The sequence below is a fragment of the Roseateles sp. P5_E8 genome (assembly GCF_054177665.1).
This window is the reverse complement of record NZ_JBGCUM010000001.1, coordinates 126,985-145,034: the sequence shown is the minus strand read 5'-3', so window position 1 is coordinate 145,034 and position 18,050 is coordinate 126,985. Positions and strand designations below refer to the sequence as shown.

Annotated in this window: 15 protein-coding genes; 13 read left to right on the top strand and 2 right to left on the bottom strand. The window is 68.0% G+C overall.

Annotated features, from left to right (window positions below; translation table 11 throughout):
- The first annotated feature begins 33 nt into the window (after window positions 1–33).
- The 5 genes from ACXRVZ_RS00675 (at window position 34) to ACXRVZ_RS00655 (ending at window position 7,419) form a co-directional block, all read left to right on the top strand.
- Entirely contained in the window at window positions 34–2,889 is a 2,856-nt protein-coding gene (locus ACXRVZ_RS00675) for a 2-oxoglutarate dehydrogenase E1 component (protein ID WP_457422911.1), read from the top strand.
- Between the two features lie 89 nt (window positions 2,890–2,978).
- Window positions 2,979–4,229, top strand: coding sequence for a 2-oxoglutarate dehydrogenase complex dihydrolipoyllysine-residue succinyltransferase (gene odhB, locus ACXRVZ_RS00670; RefSeq protein ID WP_458232143.1), 1,251 nt, complete (start codon window positions 2,979–2,981; stop codon window positions 4,227–4,229).
- Between the two features lie 21 nt (window positions 4,230–4,250).
- Window positions 4,251–5,672: a dihydrolipoyl dehydrogenase gene (lpdA, locus tag ACXRVZ_RS00665; protein WP_457422906.1), complete on the top strand. Its 1,422-nt coding sequence runs from the start codon at window positions 4,251–4,253 to the stop codon at window positions 5,670–5,672.
- Between the two features lie 53 nt (window positions 5,673–5,725).
- On the top strand, window positions 5,726–6,826 hold the full coding sequence (gene zapE, locus ACXRVZ_RS00660; RefSeq protein WP_457422904.1) for a cell division protein ZapE: 1,101 nt from the start codon (window positions 5,726–5,728) through the stop codon (window positions 6,824–6,826).
- Window positions 6,826–7,419: a hypothetical protein gene (locus ACXRVZ_RS00655; RefSeq protein WP_457422902.1), complete on the top strand. Its 594-nt coding sequence runs from the start codon at window positions 6,826–6,828 to the stop codon at window positions 7,417–7,419. The genes zapE and ACXRVZ_RS00655 overlap by 1 nt, the downstream gene beginning before the upstream one ends.
- Here the strand turns inward: ACXRVZ_RS00655 and ACXRVZ_RS00650 are convergent, their stop codons facing one another.
- Window positions 7,420–8,190: a PP2C family protein-serine/threonine phosphatase gene (locus ACXRVZ_RS00650; RefSeq protein ID WP_457422900.1), complete on the bottom strand. Its 771-nt coding sequence runs from the start codon at window positions 8,188–8,190 to the stop codon at window positions 7,420–7,422.
- Window positions 8,191–8,253: 63 nt separating this feature from the next.
- Between ACXRVZ_RS00650 and ACXRVZ_RS00645 the strand changes: the two genes are divergently transcribed.
- Together ACXRVZ_RS00645 and ACXRVZ_RS00640 are read left to right on the top strand one after the other, a co-directional pair.
- Entirely contained in the window at window positions 8,254–8,457 is a 204-nt protein-coding gene (locus tag ACXRVZ_RS00645) for a YdcH family protein (RefSeq protein ID WP_457422898.1), read from the top strand.
- Between the two features lie 94 nt (window positions 8,458–8,551).
- A complete protein-coding gene (locus tag ACXRVZ_RS00640; protein ID WP_458232148.1) occupies window positions 8,552–10,495 on the top strand; it encodes an ATP-dependent DNA helicase in 1,944 nt (647 codons plus the stop codon).
- Window positions 10,496–10,533: 38 nt separating this feature from the next.
- On the opposite strand, the gene ACXRVZ_RS00635 is transcribed toward ACXRVZ_RS00640, so the two are convergent.
- Window positions 10,534–11,349, bottom strand: coding sequence for an outer membrane protein assembly factor BamD (locus tag ACXRVZ_RS00635; protein ID WP_457421467.1), 816 nt, complete (start codon window positions 11,347–11,349; stop codon window positions 10,534–10,536).
- A gap of 120 nt (window positions 11,350–11,469) precedes the next feature.
- On the opposite strand from ACXRVZ_RS00635, the gene ACXRVZ_RS00630 reads away from it, so the two are divergent.
- From ACXRVZ_RS00630 to pilW, 6 genes are all read left to right on the top strand, one after another.
- Entirely contained in the window at window positions 11,470–12,405 is a 936-nt protein-coding gene (locus ACXRVZ_RS00630) for an RluA family pseudouridine synthase (RefSeq protein ID WP_457421469.1), read from the top strand.
- Window positions 12,406–12,726: 321 nt separating this feature from the next.
- Window positions 12,727–13,500, top strand: a complete 774-nt coding sequence (gene scpB / locus ACXRVZ_RS00625; protein WP_457421471.1) for an SMC-Scp complex subunit ScpB — start codon at window positions 12,727–12,729, stop codon at window positions 13,498–13,500.
- 5 nt (window positions 13,501–13,505) lie between these two features.
- A complete protein-coding gene (gene rluB, locus ACXRVZ_RS00620; protein ID WP_457421473.1) occupies window positions 13,506–15,554 on the top strand; it encodes a 23S rRNA pseudouridine(2605) synthase RluB in 2,049 nt (682 codons plus the stop codon).
- An 86-nt stretch (window positions 15,555–15,640) separates the two neighbouring features.
- Entirely contained in the window at window positions 15,641–16,069 is a 429-nt protein-coding gene (gene ndk / locus ACXRVZ_RS00615; RefSeq protein ID WP_457421475.1) for a nucleoside-diphosphate kinase, read from the top strand.
- A 40-nt stretch (window positions 16,070–16,109) separates the two neighbouring features.
- Window positions 16,110–17,222 (top strand): 23S rRNA (adenine(2503)-C(2))-methyltransferase RlmN, encoded by a 1,113-nt coding sequence (gene rlmN / locus ACXRVZ_RS00610; protein ID WP_457421477.1) that lies wholly within the window; start codon window positions 16,110–16,112, stop codon window positions 17,220–17,222.
- A 29-nt stretch (window positions 17,223–17,251) separates the two neighbouring features.
- On the top strand, window positions 17,252–18,037 hold the full coding sequence (gene pilW / locus ACXRVZ_RS00605; RefSeq protein ID WP_457421479.1) for a type IV pilus biogenesis/stability protein PilW: 786 nt from the start codon (window positions 17,252–17,254) through the stop codon (window positions 18,035–18,037).
- Window positions 18,038–18,050: the final 13 nt, after the last annotated feature.

Genomic DNA, 18,050 nt, shown 5'->3' with positions numbered 1-18,050 from the left:
TCCCTGGAAGCCGGGGCATGAGGTGAGCGAAAGATGATGCAGCAATACCAGTCGAACTCCTATCTGTTCGGCGGCAATGCCCCGTACGTCGAGGAGATGTACGAGGCCTACCTCGACAACCCCGGTTCCGTCCCCGACAACTGGCGCGCCTATTTCGACGCGTTGCAGCATGTCCCGGCGGTCGATGGCAGCGAGGCCCGCGATGTGGCCCATGCCCCGGTGGTCGAATCCTTTGCCCAGCGTGCCAAGGCCAATGCCTTCGCCAACAAGGCCAGCAGTGCCGACCTGGCCGTCGCCCGCAAGCAGGTCCACGTCCAGTCGCTGATCGCGGCCTACCGCTTCCTCGGCAACCGCTGGGCCGAGCTGGACCCCCTCAAGCGCGCCGAGCGCCCCAAGATTCCCGAACTCGACCCCGCGTTCTACGACCTGACCGAGTCCGACATGGACATCTCGTTCAGCGCCGTGAACAGCTACTTCGGCGGCGAGACGATGACGCTGCGCCAGATCGTGCAGGCCCTGCGCGAGACCTACTGCGGCTCCATCGGCTCCGAGTTCATGCACGGCTCCGACCCGGCCGAGAAGCGCTGGTGGCAGGAGCGCCTGGAGAAGGCGCGCGGCAAGCCCAGCTTCAGCGCCGACGAGAAGAAGCACATCCTCGACCGCCTCACCGCGGCCGAAGGCCTGGAGCGCTTCCTCCACACCAAGTACGTCGGCCAGAAGCGCTTCTCGCTGGAAGGCGGCGAGAGCTTCATCGCCGCGATGGACGAGGTGATCCAGCGCGGCGGCGAGCGCGGCGTGCAGGAAATCGTCATCGGCATGGCCCACCGCGGCCGCCTGAACGTGCTGGTCAACACGCTGGGCAAGATGCCTGCGGACCTGTTTGCCGAGTTCGAGCACAAGGCTGCTGAGGACCTGCCGGCAGGGGACGTGAAATACCACCAGGGCTTCAGCTCCGACGTGTCCACGCCTGGCGGCCCGGTGCACTTGTCCCTCGCGTTCAACCCGTCCCATTTGGAGATCGTCAACCCGGTCGTCGAAGGCAGCGTGCGCGCCCGCCAGGACCGCCGTGGCGACACGGTCGGCGCCCAGGTGCTGCCGGTGCTGGTGCACGGTGACGCGGCCTTCGGTGGCCAGGGTGTTGTGCAGGAAACGCTGGCGATGGCCCAGACCCGTGGCTACCGCACGGGCGGCACGGTGCACATCGTCATCAACAACCAGATCGGCTTCACCACCAGCGACCCGCGCGACCTGCGCTCGACCTGGTACTGCTCCGACGTCGTCAAGATGATCGAAGCCCCCGTGCTGCACGTGAACGGAGACGACCCCGAAGCCGTCGTCTGGGCCACGCAGCTGTGCATGGACTACCGCGCCGACTTCAAGAAGGACGTCGTCCTGGACATCGTCTGCTTCCGCAAGCTGGGCCACAACGAGCAGGACACGCCGGCTCTGACCCAGCCGATGATGTACAAGAAGATCGCTGCCCACCCCGGCACGCGCAAGGTCTATGGCGACAAGCTGGTCGCCCAGAACGTGCTGCCGGCCGAAGGCCCGGACGACATGGTCAAGGCCTACCGCGCCGCGATGGACGAGGGCCGCCACACGGTCGACCCCGTGCTGACCAACTTCAAGAGCAAGTTCGCCACCGACTGGTCGCCCTTCCTCGGCAAGAAGTGGACGGACAACTGCGACACCGCCATCCCCGTGGCCGAGTGGAAGCGCCTGGCCGAGAAGCTGACGACCATCCCCAAGGATTTCGCCGCCCACAACCTGGTGCAGAAGCTCTACGGCGACCGCGCCGCGATGGGCCGGGGCGAGACCAACATCGACTGGGGCATGGGCGAGAGCATGGCCTACGCCTCGCTGGTGGCCAGCGGCTATCCGGTGCGCCTGTCCGGCGAGGACAGCGGCCGCGGCACCTTCACCCACCGCCACGCGGTCATGCACGACCAGAACCGCGCGAACTGGGACGACGGCACCTACATCCCGCTGCAGAACGTGGCCGACGGCCAGGCCCCGTTCAACGTCATCGACTCCATCCTCTCCGAAGAAGCGGTGCTGGGCTTCGAGTACGGCTATGCCGCTGCTGAACCCAACACGCTGACCATCTGGGAAGCGCAGTTCGGCGACTTCGTCAACGGCGCCCAGGTCGTCATCGACCAGTTCATCGCCTCCGGCGAAGTGAAGTGGGGCCGCTCCAACGGCCTGACCATGCTGCTGCCGCACGGTTACGAAGGCCAGGGCCCCGAGCACAGCTCGGCACGCCTGGAGCGCTTCATGCAACTGGCCGCCGACAACAACATGCAGATCGTGCAGCCCACCAATGCCGCGCAGATCTTCCATGTGCTGCGCCGCCAGATGCTGCGCATGTTCCGCAAGCCGCTGGTCATCATGACGCCCAAGAGCCTGCTGCGTGCCAAGGACGCAACCTCGCCGCTGGTCGAATTCACCAAGGGCGAGTTCAAGACCATCATTGGCGAGCAGGACGCGACCGTGAACGCCGAGAAGGTCAAGCGCGTCATCGTCTGCTCGGGCAAGGTCTATTACGACCTGGTGCGTGCGCGTGCCGAGAAGAAGTCTGCCGACGTGGCCATCGTGCGCGTCGAGCAGCTCTACCCCTTCCCGCACAAGGCCTTCGCCGCCGAGCTCAAGAAGTACCCGAACGCGACCGACATGGTCTGGTGCCAGGACGAACCGCAGAACCAGGGCGCCTGGTTCTTCGTGCAGCACTATGTGCACGAGAACATGAGCGAAGGCCAGAGGCTGGGCTACGCCGGCCGCCCGGCCAGCGCCAGCCCCGCCTGCGGCTACGCCCACCTGCACCAGGAGCAGCAGAAGGCGCTGCTCGATCAGGCCTTCGCCAAGCTCAAGGGCTTCATCCTCACCAAATAAGACTGTTCAGCGCGGCGCAGGTTTCCTGGCGCTGCGCTCGTTCGCGCCTGCGCGCATCACACCCAATAGAAGACACGGAGCCTCCCATCATGGCCATCGTTGACGTCCAAGTCCCCCAGTTTTCCGAATCCGTTTCGGAGGGCACGCTGCTGACCTGGAAGAAGAAGCCCGGCGAAGCCGTCACCATCGACGAAACCCTCGTCGAGATCGAGACCGACAAGGTCGTGCTCGAAGTGCCTGCACCCGCCTCGGGCGTGCTGGGCGAAGTTCTGGTGGCTGACGGCAGCACCGTCGTCAGCCAGCAACTGCTCGCCAAGATCGACACCGAAGGCAAGTCTGGCGCCGCTGCACCCGCACCTGCCGCCGCCGCTCCGGCTGCTGCTGCGCCTGCCGCTGCACCGGCCGCTGCCAACAAGGGCGACGTGGCCATGCCCGCCGCTGCCAAGATCCTGGCCGAGAAGGGCCTGGCCGCTACCGACGTGCCTGGCTCCGGCAAGGACGGCCGAGTGACCAAGGGCGACGCCCTCGGCGCCTCCGCCAAGCCCGCCGCCGTGGCTGCGCCGCTGGTCGTGCCCGCCTCGCCCGCCGTGGCCAAGCCGCTGCCGGCCGTGGCCGCGCCCGCTCAGCAGAACCTCGGCGACCGCCCCGAGCAGCGCGTGCCCATGACCCGCCTGCGCGCCCGCATCGCCGAGCGCCTGGTGCAGTCGCAGTCCACCAACGCCATCCTGACCACCTTCAACGAAGTCAACATGGCCCCGGTCATGGAGATGCGCAAGAAGTTCCAGGAGAAGTTCGAGAAGGAACATGGCGTCAAGCTCGGCTTCATGAGCTTCTTCGTCAAGGCGGCCGTCGCGGCGCTGAAGAAGTACCCCATCATCAACGCGTCGGTCGATGGCAACGACATCGTCTACCACGGCTACTTCGACATCGGCATTGCGGTGGGCTCGCCGCGCGGCCTCGTCGTGCCGGTGCTCCGCAACGACGACCAGATGAGCTTTGCCGACATCGAGAAGAAGATCGCCGAGTTCGGCCAGAAGGCCAAGGACGGCAAGCTGTCCATCGACGACCTGACCGGCGGCACCTTCTCCATCTCGAACGGCGGCACCTTCGGCTCCATGCTGTCCACGCCCATCATCAACCCGCCGCAGTCAGCCATCCTGGGCGTGCATGCCACCAAGGACCGCGCGGTGGTGGAGAACGGCCAGGTCGTCGTGCGGCCGATCAACTACCTCGCCATGTCGTATGACCACCGCATCATCGACGGCCGCGAAGCAGTGCTGGGCCTGGTGACGATGAAGGAAGCGCTGGAAGACCCGGCACGACTCCTGTTCGACATCTAAGAAGAACAAGGAACGATCCTCATGAGCACCAAGCAATTCGACGTCGTCGTCATCGGCGGCGGCCCCGGCGGCTACATCGCCGCCATCCGCGCGGCCCAGCTGGGCATGAACGTGGCCTGCATCGACGAGTGGAAGAACGACAAGGGCGGCCCCGCTCTTGGCGGCACCTGCACCAATGTCGGCTGCATTCCGTCCAAGGCGCTGCTGCAGTCCAGCGAGCACTACGAGCAGCTGAACCACCACTTCGCCGACCACGGCATCACGGCCGACAACGTCAAGATGGATGTCGCCAAGATGCTGGCCCGCAAGGACCAGGTCGTGAAGCAGAACAACGACGGCATCGTCTATTTGTTCAAGAAGAACAAGGTCACGTTCTTCCACGGCCGTGGCTCCTTCGTGGCCGCCAAGGATGGCGGTTATGAACTCAAGGCCGGCGAGGAAACCATCGCCGCCAAGCAGGTCATCATCGCCACCGGCTCCAACGCCCGCGCGCTGCCCGGCGTGCCGTTCGACGAAGAGAACATCCTGTCCAACGACGGCGCACTGCGCGTCGGCGCCACGCCCAAGAAGCTGGGCCTGATCGGCGCCGGCGTCATCGGCCTGGAGATGGGCTCGGTCTGGCGCCGCCTGGGCGCCGAAGTGACCGTGCTGGAAGGCCTGCCGGCTTTCCTCGGCGCGGTAGACGAGAGCGTCGCCAAGGAGGCCGCCAAGGTCTTCAAGAAGCAGGGCCTGGACATCCAGCTCGGCGTGAAGGTCGGCGAGGTCAAGACGGGCAAGAAGGGTGTCAGCGTGGCCTACACCGACGCCAAGGGCGAAGCCAAGACGCTTGAGGTCGACAAGCTCATCGTCTCCATCGGCCGTGTGCCCAACACCGTCGGCCTGGGCGCCGACGCCGTCGGCCTGAAGCTCGACGAGCGTGGTGCCATCGTCGTCGACGACGACTGCAAGACCAACTTGGCCGGCGTCTGGGCCATCGGCGACGTCGTGCGCGGCCCCATGCTGGCGCACAAGGCCGAGGAAGAGGGCGTGGCCGTGGCCGAGCGCATCGCCGGCCAGCATGGGCACGTCAACTTCAACACCGTGCCCTGGGTCATCTACACCAGCCCCGAGATCGCCTGGGTCGGCAAGACCGAGCAGCAGCTGAAGGCAGACGGCGTGGCCTACAAGGCCGGCCAGTTCCCCTTCCTGGCCAACGGCCGCGCCCGCGCGCTGGGCGACACGACCGGCTTCGTCAAGTTCCTGGCCGATGCCAAGACCGACGAGATCCTGGGCGTGCACATCATTGGCCCGTTCGCGTCGGAGCTGATCTCCGAGGCGGTGGTCGCGATGGAGTTCAAGGCCTCGGCCGAAGACATCGCGCGCATCTGCCACGCGCATCCGTCGCTGAGCGAGGCGACCAAGGAAGCGGCGCTGGCCATCGACAAGCGCACGCTGAACTTCTGATCGCAAGCAGCGAATCGAAAGGGGCGGCCAGACAGTCGCCCCTTTTTTTTGCGATGACCTCAGTCACTGATCTCTACCAGCAGACCCTCGCCGAGCGTGGCTACAGCGCCGACGCGGCGCAGCTGCGCGCCGTCGAAGCCCTGCAGCGCTGCCAGGACGAATGGGCCAGCTACAAGGCCCGCCGCGCCAACGCGGTAACCAAGCTGCTGGTGCGCCCGCCCATCCCGCGGGGCGTCTACATGTACGGTGGCGTGGGGCGGGGCAAGAGCTTCCTGATGGACTGCTTCTTCCAGGCCGTGCCGCTGCAGCGCAAGACGCGCCTGCACTTCCACGAGTTCATGCGCGAGGTGCACCGCGAGCTGCAGGAGCTCAAGGGCATCGCCGACCCGCTGGACGAGCTGGGCAAGCGCATCGCGCGGCGCTTTCGCCTGATCTGCTTCGACGAGTTCCACGTCTCCGACGTGACCGACGCGATGATCCTGCACCGGCTGCTGGACGCGCTGTTCCGCAACCGCGTGTCCATCATCACGACGTCCAATTTCCACCCGGACGAGCTCTATCCCAACGGCCTGCACCGCGACCGCATCCTGCCGGCCATCGCGCTGCTGAAGGCCAACCTCGAGGTCATCAACGTCGACGCCGGCACCGACTACCGCCGCCGCACGCTGGAGGACATGAACCTCTACCTGACGCCGATCAACGACGTGAACGAGGCGGCGCTGACCCAGGCCTTCGAGTCCCTCGCTGAGGCGCAGGACGAAGACAACAAGCTGATGATCGAGCACCGCGCCCTCTACGCACGGCGGCGAGCCGGCGGCGTGGTGTGGTTCGACTTCCAGACCCTGTGCGGCGGCCCGCGCTCGCAAAACGACTACCTGGAGCTGGCCAGCCAGTTCCACACCGTCATCCTGTCCGACGTGCCCGAGATGCCGGTGCGCCTGGCCAGCGAGGCGCGCCGCTTCACCTGGCTGGTCGACGTGCTCTACGACCGCCGCGTCAAGCTCATCATCTCGGCGGCGGTGCCGGCCGACCAGCTCTACACCGAAGGGCCGCTGGCCCACGAGTTCCCGCGCACCGTGTCGCGCTTGCAGGAAATGCGCTCGGCGGAGTACCTTGCGCTGGCCCGCCGCGAAGTCGACACCTCCCTGACCTGATGAGCCCCCTGCTGATCGTTATTGCCGCTGCTGCCGCCGCCGCTGCCGCCTCGGCCCCCCAGCCAGCCACGCGTGCCGAGGTCGCTGCCCAGCGCGTGGCCGTCGAGCAGCGCTTTGCGCGCGAGAAGCTCGAGTGCGAGCAGCGCTTTGCCGTCAGCCCCTGCCTGGAGGACCTGCGCAAGCGCCGCCAGGACGCGTTGGCGCCGCTGGTCCGCCATGAGCAGCAGCTCGCTGCCGAAGAGCGCCGCGCCCGCGCCGCCGCCCAGACGCAGCGCGTGAAGGAGCGCGAGCTGGCGGCTGCACAGGACGAGGGTCAGCGCCGCGAGCGGCTGGTGGCTGCACCACCGCCATCGCCGCCGGCAATGCGCGCCTCCCACCCGGCCAGGGGCCGCAGTCCCGAGGTGGCCGAACGCGAGCAACGCCAGGCCGTCAGCAAGGCCGAAGCCGAGGCGGCCCAACGCCGTGAACGGGCGCAGCAACGGGAGCTTCGCATGCAGCAACGCATCGCCGACAACGAGGCGAAGCAGAAGTCGCGTGGGAAGCCGGCCGCGCCTCTGCCCCTGCCTGCATCGGGCGCGTCCGCGCCCAAGTGATCAGTCGAGGTTCTCGAGCTTGACGATGGCGACCGACAGGTTGTCGCCGCCGCCCCGGGCGCGTTGGCGCGCCTTGCTGACCAGCAACTCCGCCGCCTCGCGCGGCGGCAGGCTGTAAAGCACGCTGCCCAGCTCCTGGGCGGTGAAGTAGTGCCACAGGCCGTCGCTGCAGCACATCAGCGTGTCGCCCACTTCCAGGCCTTCGAAGCGCTCCGACGTCGAGGTCGGGTCCTGCACCGTGCCCAGACAGGCCGTCAGCAGATTGCTCTGCGGATGCGAGCTGGCCTCGGCCTCCGTCAGCTGGCCTTCGTCCACGAGGCGCTGCACGTAGGAATGGTCCATGGAGCGCTTCACCAGGCGGGCGCCGCGGAACCAGTAGATGCGCGAGTCGCCGGAGTGGATCCAGTGCACGCAGCGGTCGCTGCTGACGACGAAACCGGCGATGGTGCTGTGCGGCTCCTCCTCGGCGGAGATGGCCGTCAGCTTGATCATCAGATGCGCCTCGGACGTGATCTGGCCCAGCAACTCGGCAGGCGATTCGTCGTCGGGCGAGTAGCGCTCGAACAGCTGGCGCGCGGTCAGGATGACCTGGTCGGCCGCCTTGCGGCCGCCGCTCTTGCCACCCATGCCGTCAGCCACGATGCCCATCACGCAGCCCTCGATGCGAGGGTGGGCAACGACGGCTACCTGGTCCTGCTGATAGGCGCGATCCCCGCGATGGGTGCCGGTGGCGGCGTTGAGTCGGAATCCGACGGCGGAGGAGGAGGCCATGCCGAAAACTATACTGGCCCGTTCGCTTTGGCCCGTCGCGACCTTCCCTTGCATACCCCCGGAATGGATGAACAACTTCACTCGTTGACGCGGCGGTTGATCGAATTGCGTATGGAGCATGCCGACCTCAACGCGATGATCGACCGACTGGTCGAACAGCCGCCGCTGGATGAATTGGCCCTGCAGCGGCTGAAGAAGCGCCGCCTGGCGCTGCGCGACATGATTGCCCGGCTGGAGGCCGCAACGGAGCCTGATGACCTCGCCTGACCTCGACGACTGGCTCGACGCCCTCGATCAGGCCACCCCTGCCGCCCCACCCGCCGCCGACGAACTCGAACAGGCCGTGCTGGCCGCCTTCGACATGGACGGCCCGCTGGCGCGGCTGGACAAAGGCTACAAGCCGCGCGAACAGCAGCTGCAGATGAGCCGGGCCGTCGCCCGCGCGCTGGCGCGCCGCCATGCGCTGGTCGTCGAGGCCGGCACCGGCGTCGGCAAGACCTTTGCCTACCTCGTGCCCACGCTGCTGGCCGGCAGCCGCGCCCTCATCAGCACCGCCACCAAGAGTCTGCAGGACCAGCTCTTCCTGCGTGACCTGCCACGGCTGACCAAGGCGCTGAATATGCCCGTGCGCCTGGCCCTGCTGAAAGGGCGCAGCAGTTACCTGTGCCTGCACCGCATGAAGGAGGCGCGCGTGTCCGGCGAGTTCCCGGACCGCCGCACGGCGCTGTCGCTGGCTCGCATCGAACGCTGGGCGCTGGGCACGACGAGCGGCGACTTCGCCGAGATCGACGGCCTGGACGAACGCTCGCCCATCATCCCCATCGTCAGCAGCAGCCGCGAGAACTGCCTGGGCCAGGAATGCCCCGACTGGAAGGCCTGCTATGTCGTCAAGGCGCGGCGCGAAGCGATGGACGCGGACGTCGTCGTCGTCAATCACCACCTGTTCTTTGCCGACATGACGCTGCGCGACACCGGCGTGGCCGAGCTGCTGCCCAGCGTCGAGATCGCCGTCTTCGACGAGGCCCATCAGCTCGCCGAGGCCGGCGTGCAGTTCCTCGGCACGCTGCTGGGCACGGCCGCGCTGATCGACTTTGCTCGCGACACGCTGGCCCAGGGCCTGGCCCATGCGCGCGGCGTGCACGACTGGCAGGCCTTGCATGCCGCCGTCGAGAAGGCGGCGCGCGAGCTGCGCCTGGCCGCCGCCGGGCCGCTGGCCACGGCCGGCCGCGAGCTGCGTGGCACGCTCAAGCTGGGCTGGAAGGAGCGCGCCAGCCAGCCGGCCTTCGGCGCGGCCCTGGTTGGCGTCGAGACGGCCTGCGCCCAGGTGCTGGAAGCGCTGACGGCCGTGCGCGAAGCCGCCCCCGATTTCGCCCGCCTGTGCGAGCGCGCCCAGGAGTTGCGCGACCTCGCCAAGCGCTTCGCCGCCGACCCCGATCCCGGCGATGTGCGCTGGATCGACGTCAGCCCGCATGCGGCCCGGCTCGTCGAGTCGCCGCTGGACATCCGCGAGGCGATGCAGGCGCAGCTGGAAGGCCAGCCCAAGGCGTGGGTGTTCACGTCGGCCACGCTGGGCGATGACGACGGCCTGACCTGGTTCACCGAGCCTGCCGGCCTGACGGGCGCGGAGGTGCTGCGTGTGGGTAGTCCCTTCGACTACCCGGCCAACGCGCGCCTCTACGTGCCGCGTGGCTTCCCGAAACCCAGCGAACCCACGCACCCCGCCAGCGTCGCGCTGCTGGCCTCGCGCCTGGCCCAGGCCCTGGGTGGGCGCACCTTCGTGCTGACGACGACGCTGCGCAACCTGCAAACCGTGGCCGATGCGTTGCGCGAGCGCTTCGAAGAGGCGGGTGCCGCCATCGCCGTGCTGCAGCAGGGCGCCCTCCCGAAGCGCGTGCTGCTGCAGCGCTTCATCGACAACCCGGCGTCCGTGCTGGTGGGCTCGGCCAGCTTCTGGGAAGGCATCGACGTGCCGGGCGACGCGCTGCAATGCGTCGTCATCGACAAGCTACCCTTCCCGCCACCCAACGACCCGCTCGTGGAAGCGCGCGTGCAGCGCCTGGAGGCGCAGGGGCGCAATGCCTTCTCGGAGTATTTCGTCGCCGAGGCAGCGATTGCATTGAAGCAGGGCGCCGGGCGCCTGATCCGTACCGAGACCGACCGCGGCCTGCTGGTGGTGTGCGACCCGCGCATGGCGGGCATGAACTACGGCCGTCGCCTGCGCGCTGCGCTGCCGCCGATGACCGCAGTGGCCAATGAGGCCGAGGCGCTGGCCTGGTTGCAGCTCCTCAATGCAGAACGGGCCTGACGGCCCGTTCAATTCAGTTCAGCGGCGCTTCGCGCTGCTCACCAGATCTTCCACCAGGGCTTCTTGTTCTTGGCGCCGCCAGTGGCGTAGGCGCTGTCGGGGAAGTTCTTGTCCAGCACGCGGCGGGCGTCGTCGCGCAGCTGGGTCAGGCCGAGCTTGTCGTAGCTCTCGCCCATGATGAACAGGGCTTCCTCGATGCCGGGCGCGTACTGGAACTCGGCCACGGCCGTCTGGGCGCGGTTGGCCGCAGCGACATAGGCCTTGCGGTTGAAGTAGTAGCGGGCGACGTGCACTTCGTAGGCCGCCAGCGTGTTGGAGATGAAATTGGCGCGCGCCGTCGCGTCGGGTGTGTAGCGCGACTCGGGGTATTGCTCGGCAAGCTGGCGGAAGGCCAGCAGCGCCTCGCGCGAGGCCTGCTGGTCGCGCTCGGAGACGTCCTGGCCGGCCAGGCGGCCAAACAGGCCCAGGTCTTCGTTGAAGTTGACCAGGCCCTTCATGTAGAGGGCGTAGTCCATCGCCGGGCTGGACGGGTTGAGCTTGATGAAGCGGTCCAGCGTCGTCACGGCCTGGGCGCGCTCGGCGGTCTTGTAGTATGCCCAGGCCAGATCGAGCGTGGCCTGCTGGCCCATGGGCGTGCCCGCGGCGCGGCCTTCGATCTTCTCCAGCGTCTTGATCGCCCGGTCGTAACTGCCGGCATTCAGATCGTCTTTCGCGTCTGAATACAATTTGTCGAGGGCGGCCTGGGAGTTCGGGTCGTCCTTGCCCATGGAGCCGCAGCCGCTCATGCCGAGCGCGAGCGCCATCAGGACGGCGCCGGCGACGATGCGGCCGGCCTTGAATTTCTCAACAAACATGTCTGAAGTCGGGGCTTAGCTGCCGGCCGGTCACACTGAACAATGGACGCGGAGTATAGGGTGGGGGGTCAAGACGATTTCGAGCAGGACGCAGAGGAAGTCGGCGACGCGGAAAGGCGCGTGGCCGACGTTGACGCCGCCGGCCATGGCGAGCGCCTGGACCGCTGGCTGACGACACAGGCGCCGGAGTTCTCGCGCAACCACCTGCAGGTCCTCATCGAGCGCGGCTGCGTCACGGCGGACGGCAAGCCGATCACTAAGCCGGCCCACAAGCTGCGCGCCGGTCAGCGCGTCGAGATCGAGCTGCAGCCCACCGACGAGAGCCGCGCCTTCCGCGCCGAGGCGATGGCGCTGGACTTCGTCTTCGAGGACGAGCACCTGCTGGTCGTCAACAAGCCCGCGGGCCTGGTCGTGCACCCGGCGGCGGGCAACTGGTCGGGCACGCTGATGAACGGCCTGCTGGCCCACCACCCGGCCGCTGCCACGCTGCCGCGCGCCGGCATCGTGCACCGGCTGGACAAGGACACCAGTGGCCTGATGATCGTCGGCAAGACGCTGGAGGCCGTCACGGCACTGAGCCGGCAGATCGCCGCCCGCGAGGTGCACCGCGAGTACCTGGCCCTGGCCTGGGGCCGTGCCGATGAGGCCTTCGTCGTCGACAAGCCGCTGCGCCGCGACCCGATTTCGCGCGTGAAGATGGCCGTGGCGCCGCCGAACATGGGCAAGCCGGCGCGCACCGACGTCTACCCGCTGGGCGTGGGTGAGGTCGAGGTCGGCGTGCAGAGCCGGCCGGTCAGCGCCGTGCACTGCGTGCTGCACTCGGGGCGCACGCACCAGATCCGCGTCCATCTCATGCACAGTGGCCACCCGTTGGTGGCGGACACGCTGTACGGCGGCTTGGCGGCGCTGGGCCTCGCGCGCCAGGCCCTGCATGCGGCGCGGCTGTCGTTCACGCATCCGGCCACCGGCGAGACGCTGGTGCTGAGCGCGCTGCCCCCTGCCGACCTGGCCGCCGCGTGGGCCGAAATCGGCGCCGCCGGCCTGCCCGACGAGTGAAGTGCCCCCACGCTCGCGCTGCTCGCTGCCCCCCCCGAGGGGGGCGTCATCGGCTTCGGGCGGCCGGGCGCCATGACGTGGCTACAATGCACTCCGGTTGTCGTGCCTGAGCGCTGCCCGATTTGGATGCAGCCCGTAGCGGGATCGCAGTCCACCCGAAGCCGCCAACCACCTCGCTGGCGCTCCCGGCCCTTGAAGGCCAGGGCAGCGCCCGATGCAAGCAAGACCGCCCCAGCCGCCTGACGAACGCTTGATTTAAAGCGTCCAGACCCCGGGGCCCACCGACAGAGCTCTACCCATTGAGGGTGCGAAGTTGAGTTCATGAATACACAGGATGCCAAGCGCGTCCTCGAAACCGCGCTGATCTGCGCCTCGCAACCGCTGACGGTGCGCGAGATGCGCAGTCTGTTCGCCGACGAGCTGGGTGCCGACAGCGTGCGCAGCTTGCTCGACGATCTTTCCCGTGACTGGGAAGGCAAGGGCGTCGAACTGGTGGCGCTGGCCTCGGGCTGGCGCTTCCAGAGCCGCCCCGAGCTGCGCGAATACCTGGACCGGCTGCACCCTGAGAAGCCGCCGCGCTACTCGCGTGCCGTGCTGGAGACGCTGGCCATCATTGCCTACCGCCAGCCGGTCACGCGCGGCGACATCGAGGACATCCGCGGTGTCGTCGTCGCGACCCAGATCGTCAAGCAGCTCGAAGACCGCGGCTGGATCGAGGCCATCGGTCACCGCGAAACGCCCGGTCGCCCGGCGCTGTACGCAACGACCAAGTCCTTTCTCGACGACCTGGGCCTGGCCAGCCTGGAGCAACTGCCGACCCTGGAAGCCGGTGGCGAGCCGCCGGCCTTCGAGGCGCTGCAAGGCCAGTTGCTGAGCGATGCCGATGACGCGCCGGCAGTGATGCCTGAAGAAGCGCCTGAAGTGCCTGAAGTGCCTGAAGTGCCTGAAGCGCTTGAAGCAGCGCCTGTTGAAACGCCAGAGGCGCCCGCGTTGTCGCGCAGCCTCTTTGGCGACGACGGCACGCCCGCATTGCCTGATCCCGATCCCTCCGACCCCTCCGACCCCACCCCCACGCCCCCGCAACCCCAGCACTGACCCGCATGAACGACGCTGCCGATCAAGACAAGTCCCTGCCTCCCGCCGCTGACGCCGAAGCGCCCGCCACGCCCAAGCGCCGCCGCACGACGGCCAAGGCTGCGGCCGACGCTGCGCCTGTGGTTGCCGAGGTCGTCGAAGCCGAGGCCCCCGTGCCCGTGAAGCGCACGCGCCGCAAGGCCGAAGCGGTCGCGGAAGAAGCGGCGCCGGTGCCTGAGGCCGCGCCCGCAGAGGACGCGCCGGCGCCAGCACGCAAGCGCGCGCCCCGCAAGACGGCGGTCGCCACGGTGGATGAGGCGGCGCCTGCCGCTGTCGTCGCAGCGCCGGTACCTGTGCAGGTGCCGATCTTCACGCTGGCCGACGAGGCGCCGGCCGTGGCGGCGCCAGTGGGTGGCGATGCGGACGAAGAGGGTTCGGAGGACGACACCGACGGTGAAGACGGTGAGCGTGGTGGCCGTGGCCGCAACCGCCGCCGCAACCGCAAGGAGCGCGCCGAACGGCCGGCAGATACCGAGGTGGCCGGTACTGCGGGTAGCGCGGGCAGCGGCAGCACCGGTGATTTGCCGGGGCCGGCTCTGTCGCAGGAACTCGTCGAGGCCGCGGGGGCGCGCTTTGCCGATGTGCTGTCGGGCAATCTGGACGTCGAATCCGAAGGTCCGGTCGGGGAGCCGCCTCAGCTGCGGCCCGAGTCGTCGGGTGACGAGGTGGAAGGTGCCGTCGAGGGTGAGGCCAAGCGCGTGCTGGCGCCCGATGCCGACGCGCCCAAGCTGCAGAAGGTGCTGGCCCAGTCCGGCATCGGCTCGCGCCGCGACATCGAGGAGTGGATCGCCGAGGGCAAGATCGACGTGAATGGCCAGGTCGCCCATGTCGGCCAGCGCATCTCCTTCGGCGACCGCGTGCGCGTCAACGGCAAGGATGTGCGTGTGCGCATCTCGCCGCCCAACCCGCGCATCCTGGCCTATCACAAGCCCACCGGCGAGGTCTCGACCTTCAACGACCCCGAAGGCCGCCCGACCGTGTTCCGCTCGCTGCCGCGCGTGCAGGGCCAGAAGTGGCAGTCCGTCGGCCGCCTGGACATCAACACCGAAGGCCTGCTCCTGTTCACCAACTCGGGTGAGCTGGCCAACCAGTTGATGCACCCGCGCTTCGGCGTCGAGCGTGAGTACGCGGCCCGCGTGCTGGGTGCGCTGAGCGACGAGCAACGCGCCAAACTGCTGGAGGGCGTCAACGTCGAAGGCCAGACGGCTGCTTTCAAGAGCATCGAGGACGGCGGCGGCGAAGGCGCCAACCGCTGGTACCGCGTCGTCATCACCGAAGGCCGCAACCGCGAGGTGCGCAAGCTCTTCGAGGCCGTCGGCATGGTCGTCAGCCGCCTGATCCGCATCCGCTACGGCACCGTCGTGCTGCCGCGCGGCCTGAAGCGTGGCGTCTGGGTCGAACTGGGCGACGACGACGTGCGCGTCATCCGCCGCCTGGCGGGTCACACGTCCAACGCTGGCCAAGGTCAGGGCCAGCAGGGGCAGGGATTCAACCCCGGCCAAGGTGGCCAGCAAGGGAGGCCCCAGCAGCCGCAGCCGCAGCAGCAGGGCAACAAGAACGACCGCAACAAGCGCCGCAACGACGAGCGGCACAGTGGCAGCGGCGGCCCGCGCCCGAGCCGCCCGCCCGAGGCGCCCCAGCCGCAGCAGGTGCGCCCGCCGCGCGAGGAGCGCGCCCCGCGCCGGGATGACGACGAGGATGACGGCTTCATTCCGCATCACATCAACCCGTTGGAGCAGACCTTTGACCGCCGTCACGCGACGAGCGGCAAGCGCGGCATTCCCCAGGGCTTTGGCGCTGGCGGCAGCCAGCAGACCGACCGGGGCGGCAAGGGTGGTGGCAACAAAGCCAACGGCCCGCGTGAACCCGATCCCCTGCAGACGGCGGTGGGCTACATCGGCGGCGACGCCTTCCTGCGCCGTGGCGGCGGCGGTGGCGGCGGCCGTGGTGGCAAGGGCGGTGGCGGTGGGGGCGGCGGTGGCCGCTCCGGCGGCGGCTACGGCGGGCGCCGCTGATGGCTGGCGCGGGTGACCCTTACTAGGGTCATCCCTGCCCGCTACAATCGCAGGCTTTGTCCAATACAGCCCTTCAGGAGAACTCCATGGCGATCGAAACCACCCTGTCCATCATCAAGCCCGATGCCGTGGCGAAGAACGTCATCGGCCAGATCTATGCCCGTTTCGAAGGCGCCGGCCTGAAGGTCGTCGCGGCCAAGCTGGTCCAGCTGTCGCGTGCCGATGCCGAGGCTTTCTACGCCGTGCACAAGGCCCGCCCGTTCTTCAACGACCTGGTCAGCTTCATGATCTCCGGCCCGGTGATGATCCAGGCGCTGCAAGGCGAAGGCGCCATCCTGAAGAACCGTGACTTGATGGGCGCGACCGATCCCAAGAAGGCCGAGAAGGGCACCATCCGTGCCGATTTCGCCGACAGCATCGACGCCAATGCCGTGCACGGCTCCGACGCTGCCGAAACGGCCGCCGTCGAAGTGGCGTTCTTCTTCCCGGGCATGAACGTCTACGCTGCCAAGTAAACCCCCAACGGGGTCGGTGACCCCGGCCCGGGAGCTCGCAATGGATGCGGTCAACCTGCTCGGATTCGATCTGCAAGGGCTGGCCGCCTACTGCGAGCAACTGGGCGAAAAGAAGTTCCGTGCGACCCAGCTGTTCCGCTGGGTCCACCAGAAAGGCGCGTCGGACTTCGAGCAGATGTCCGACCTCGCCAAGTCTCTGCGCGACAAGCTCAAGGGGCGCGCCCACATCAGCGCCTTGCCGGTCATCTCCGAGCATGTCTCGACGGACGGCACGATCAAGTGGCTGTTCGATGTCGGCAATGGCGATGCGGTTGAAGCCGTGTTCATCCCTGAAGACGATCGCGGCACGTTGTGCATCTCCAGCCAGGCCGGTTGCGCCGTGGGCTGCCGCTTCTGCTCGACCGGGCACCAGGGCTTCAGCCGCAACCTGACGACGGCCGAGATCACGGCCCAGCTCTGGTTCGCCGAGCACAACCTGCGCAAGCGCCTGAACACCGACGAACGGGTGATCTCCAACGTCGTCATGATGGGCATGGGCGAGCCGCTGCAGAACTACGACCAGCTCGTGCCGTCGCTCAAGACCATGCTGGACGACCACGGCTACGGCATGAGCCGCCGTCGCGTCACGGTGTCGACCTCCGGCGTCGTGCCCATGATCGACCGGCTGCGCGAGGACTGCCCCGTGGCCATGGCCGTCAGCCTGCATGCGCCGACCGACCCGCTGCGCGACCAACTCGTGCCGCTGAACAAGAAGTACCCCATCGCCGAGCTGCTGGACGCCTGCAACCGCTACCTGGACAAGGCGCCGCGCGACTTCATCACCTTCGAGTACTGCATGTTGCAGGAGGTGAACGATTCGCCCGAACAGGCCCGCGAGCTGGTCAAGCTGGTGAAGCACAAGGTCAACTGCAAGATCAACCTGATCCCGTTCAACCCCTTCCCGGCCTCGGGTCTCACGCGCAGCACGGATGCGCGCGTGAAAGCCTTTGCCGAGGTGCTGATCCAGGCCGGTATCGTGACGACGGTGCGCAAGACGCGCGGCGACGACATCGACGCGGCCTGCGGCCAGTTGGCGGGCGAGGTGCAGGACCGCACCCGCGCGCATATCCGCATGGTCAGGGCGCCTGTGACGGTGGCCAAATCCGCGCCGTGACACGATCGGTGTCCAACCCAGAGGATTTGATGAAGCGACTGCTGACCGTCCTGACCGCCACCCTGCTCGCCGCCTGTGCGACCACCGGCACCGCCCCTACCGCCGAGCGCGAGATCAAGACCGATTCGGACCAGACCGACGCCGACCGTCGAGCAGGCATTCGCCTGGAGCTGGCCCAGGGCTATTTCTCGCGCGGGCAGTTCAACACGGCGTTGGACGAGCTCAAGCTGGCGCTGCAGGCCAAGCCCGACATGCGCGAGGCCGTCAACCTGCGTGGCCTCATCTACGCCTCCATGGGCGATTTCCCGCTGGCCGAGGAAACCTTTCGCCGCGCGCTGACCGTCTACCCCAACGACCCCGACACCCTGCACAACTACGGCTGGTTCATGTGCCAGCAACAGCGCTGGCCCACGGCCGACTCGCTGTTCGACCAGGCACTGGCCCAGTCCACCTACCGCGCGCCGGCCCGCACGCTGCTGGCCAAGGGCGTCTGCGAGGCCCGTGCCGGCCGCCTGCTGGTGGCCGAAAAGACGCTGTCGCGCGCCTTCGAGCTGGACCCGAGCAGCCCGGTCATTGCCGTCAATCTGTCCGAGGTGCTGTTCCGCAACCGTGAGCTGGAGCGGGCGCGCTTCTATGTGAAGCGCGTCAACGACCAGCCCGAGCAGCTCAATGCGCAGAGCCTGTGGCTGCAACTGCGTATCGAGCGCAAGCTGAGCCATACCAACGTCGTTGACGACTTGGCTCAGATGCTGCGCCGCAGGTTCCCGCAGGCCCCCGAGACGCAGGCGCTGGACGCCGGCCGTTACGAAGACTAAGAAGAACAAGACG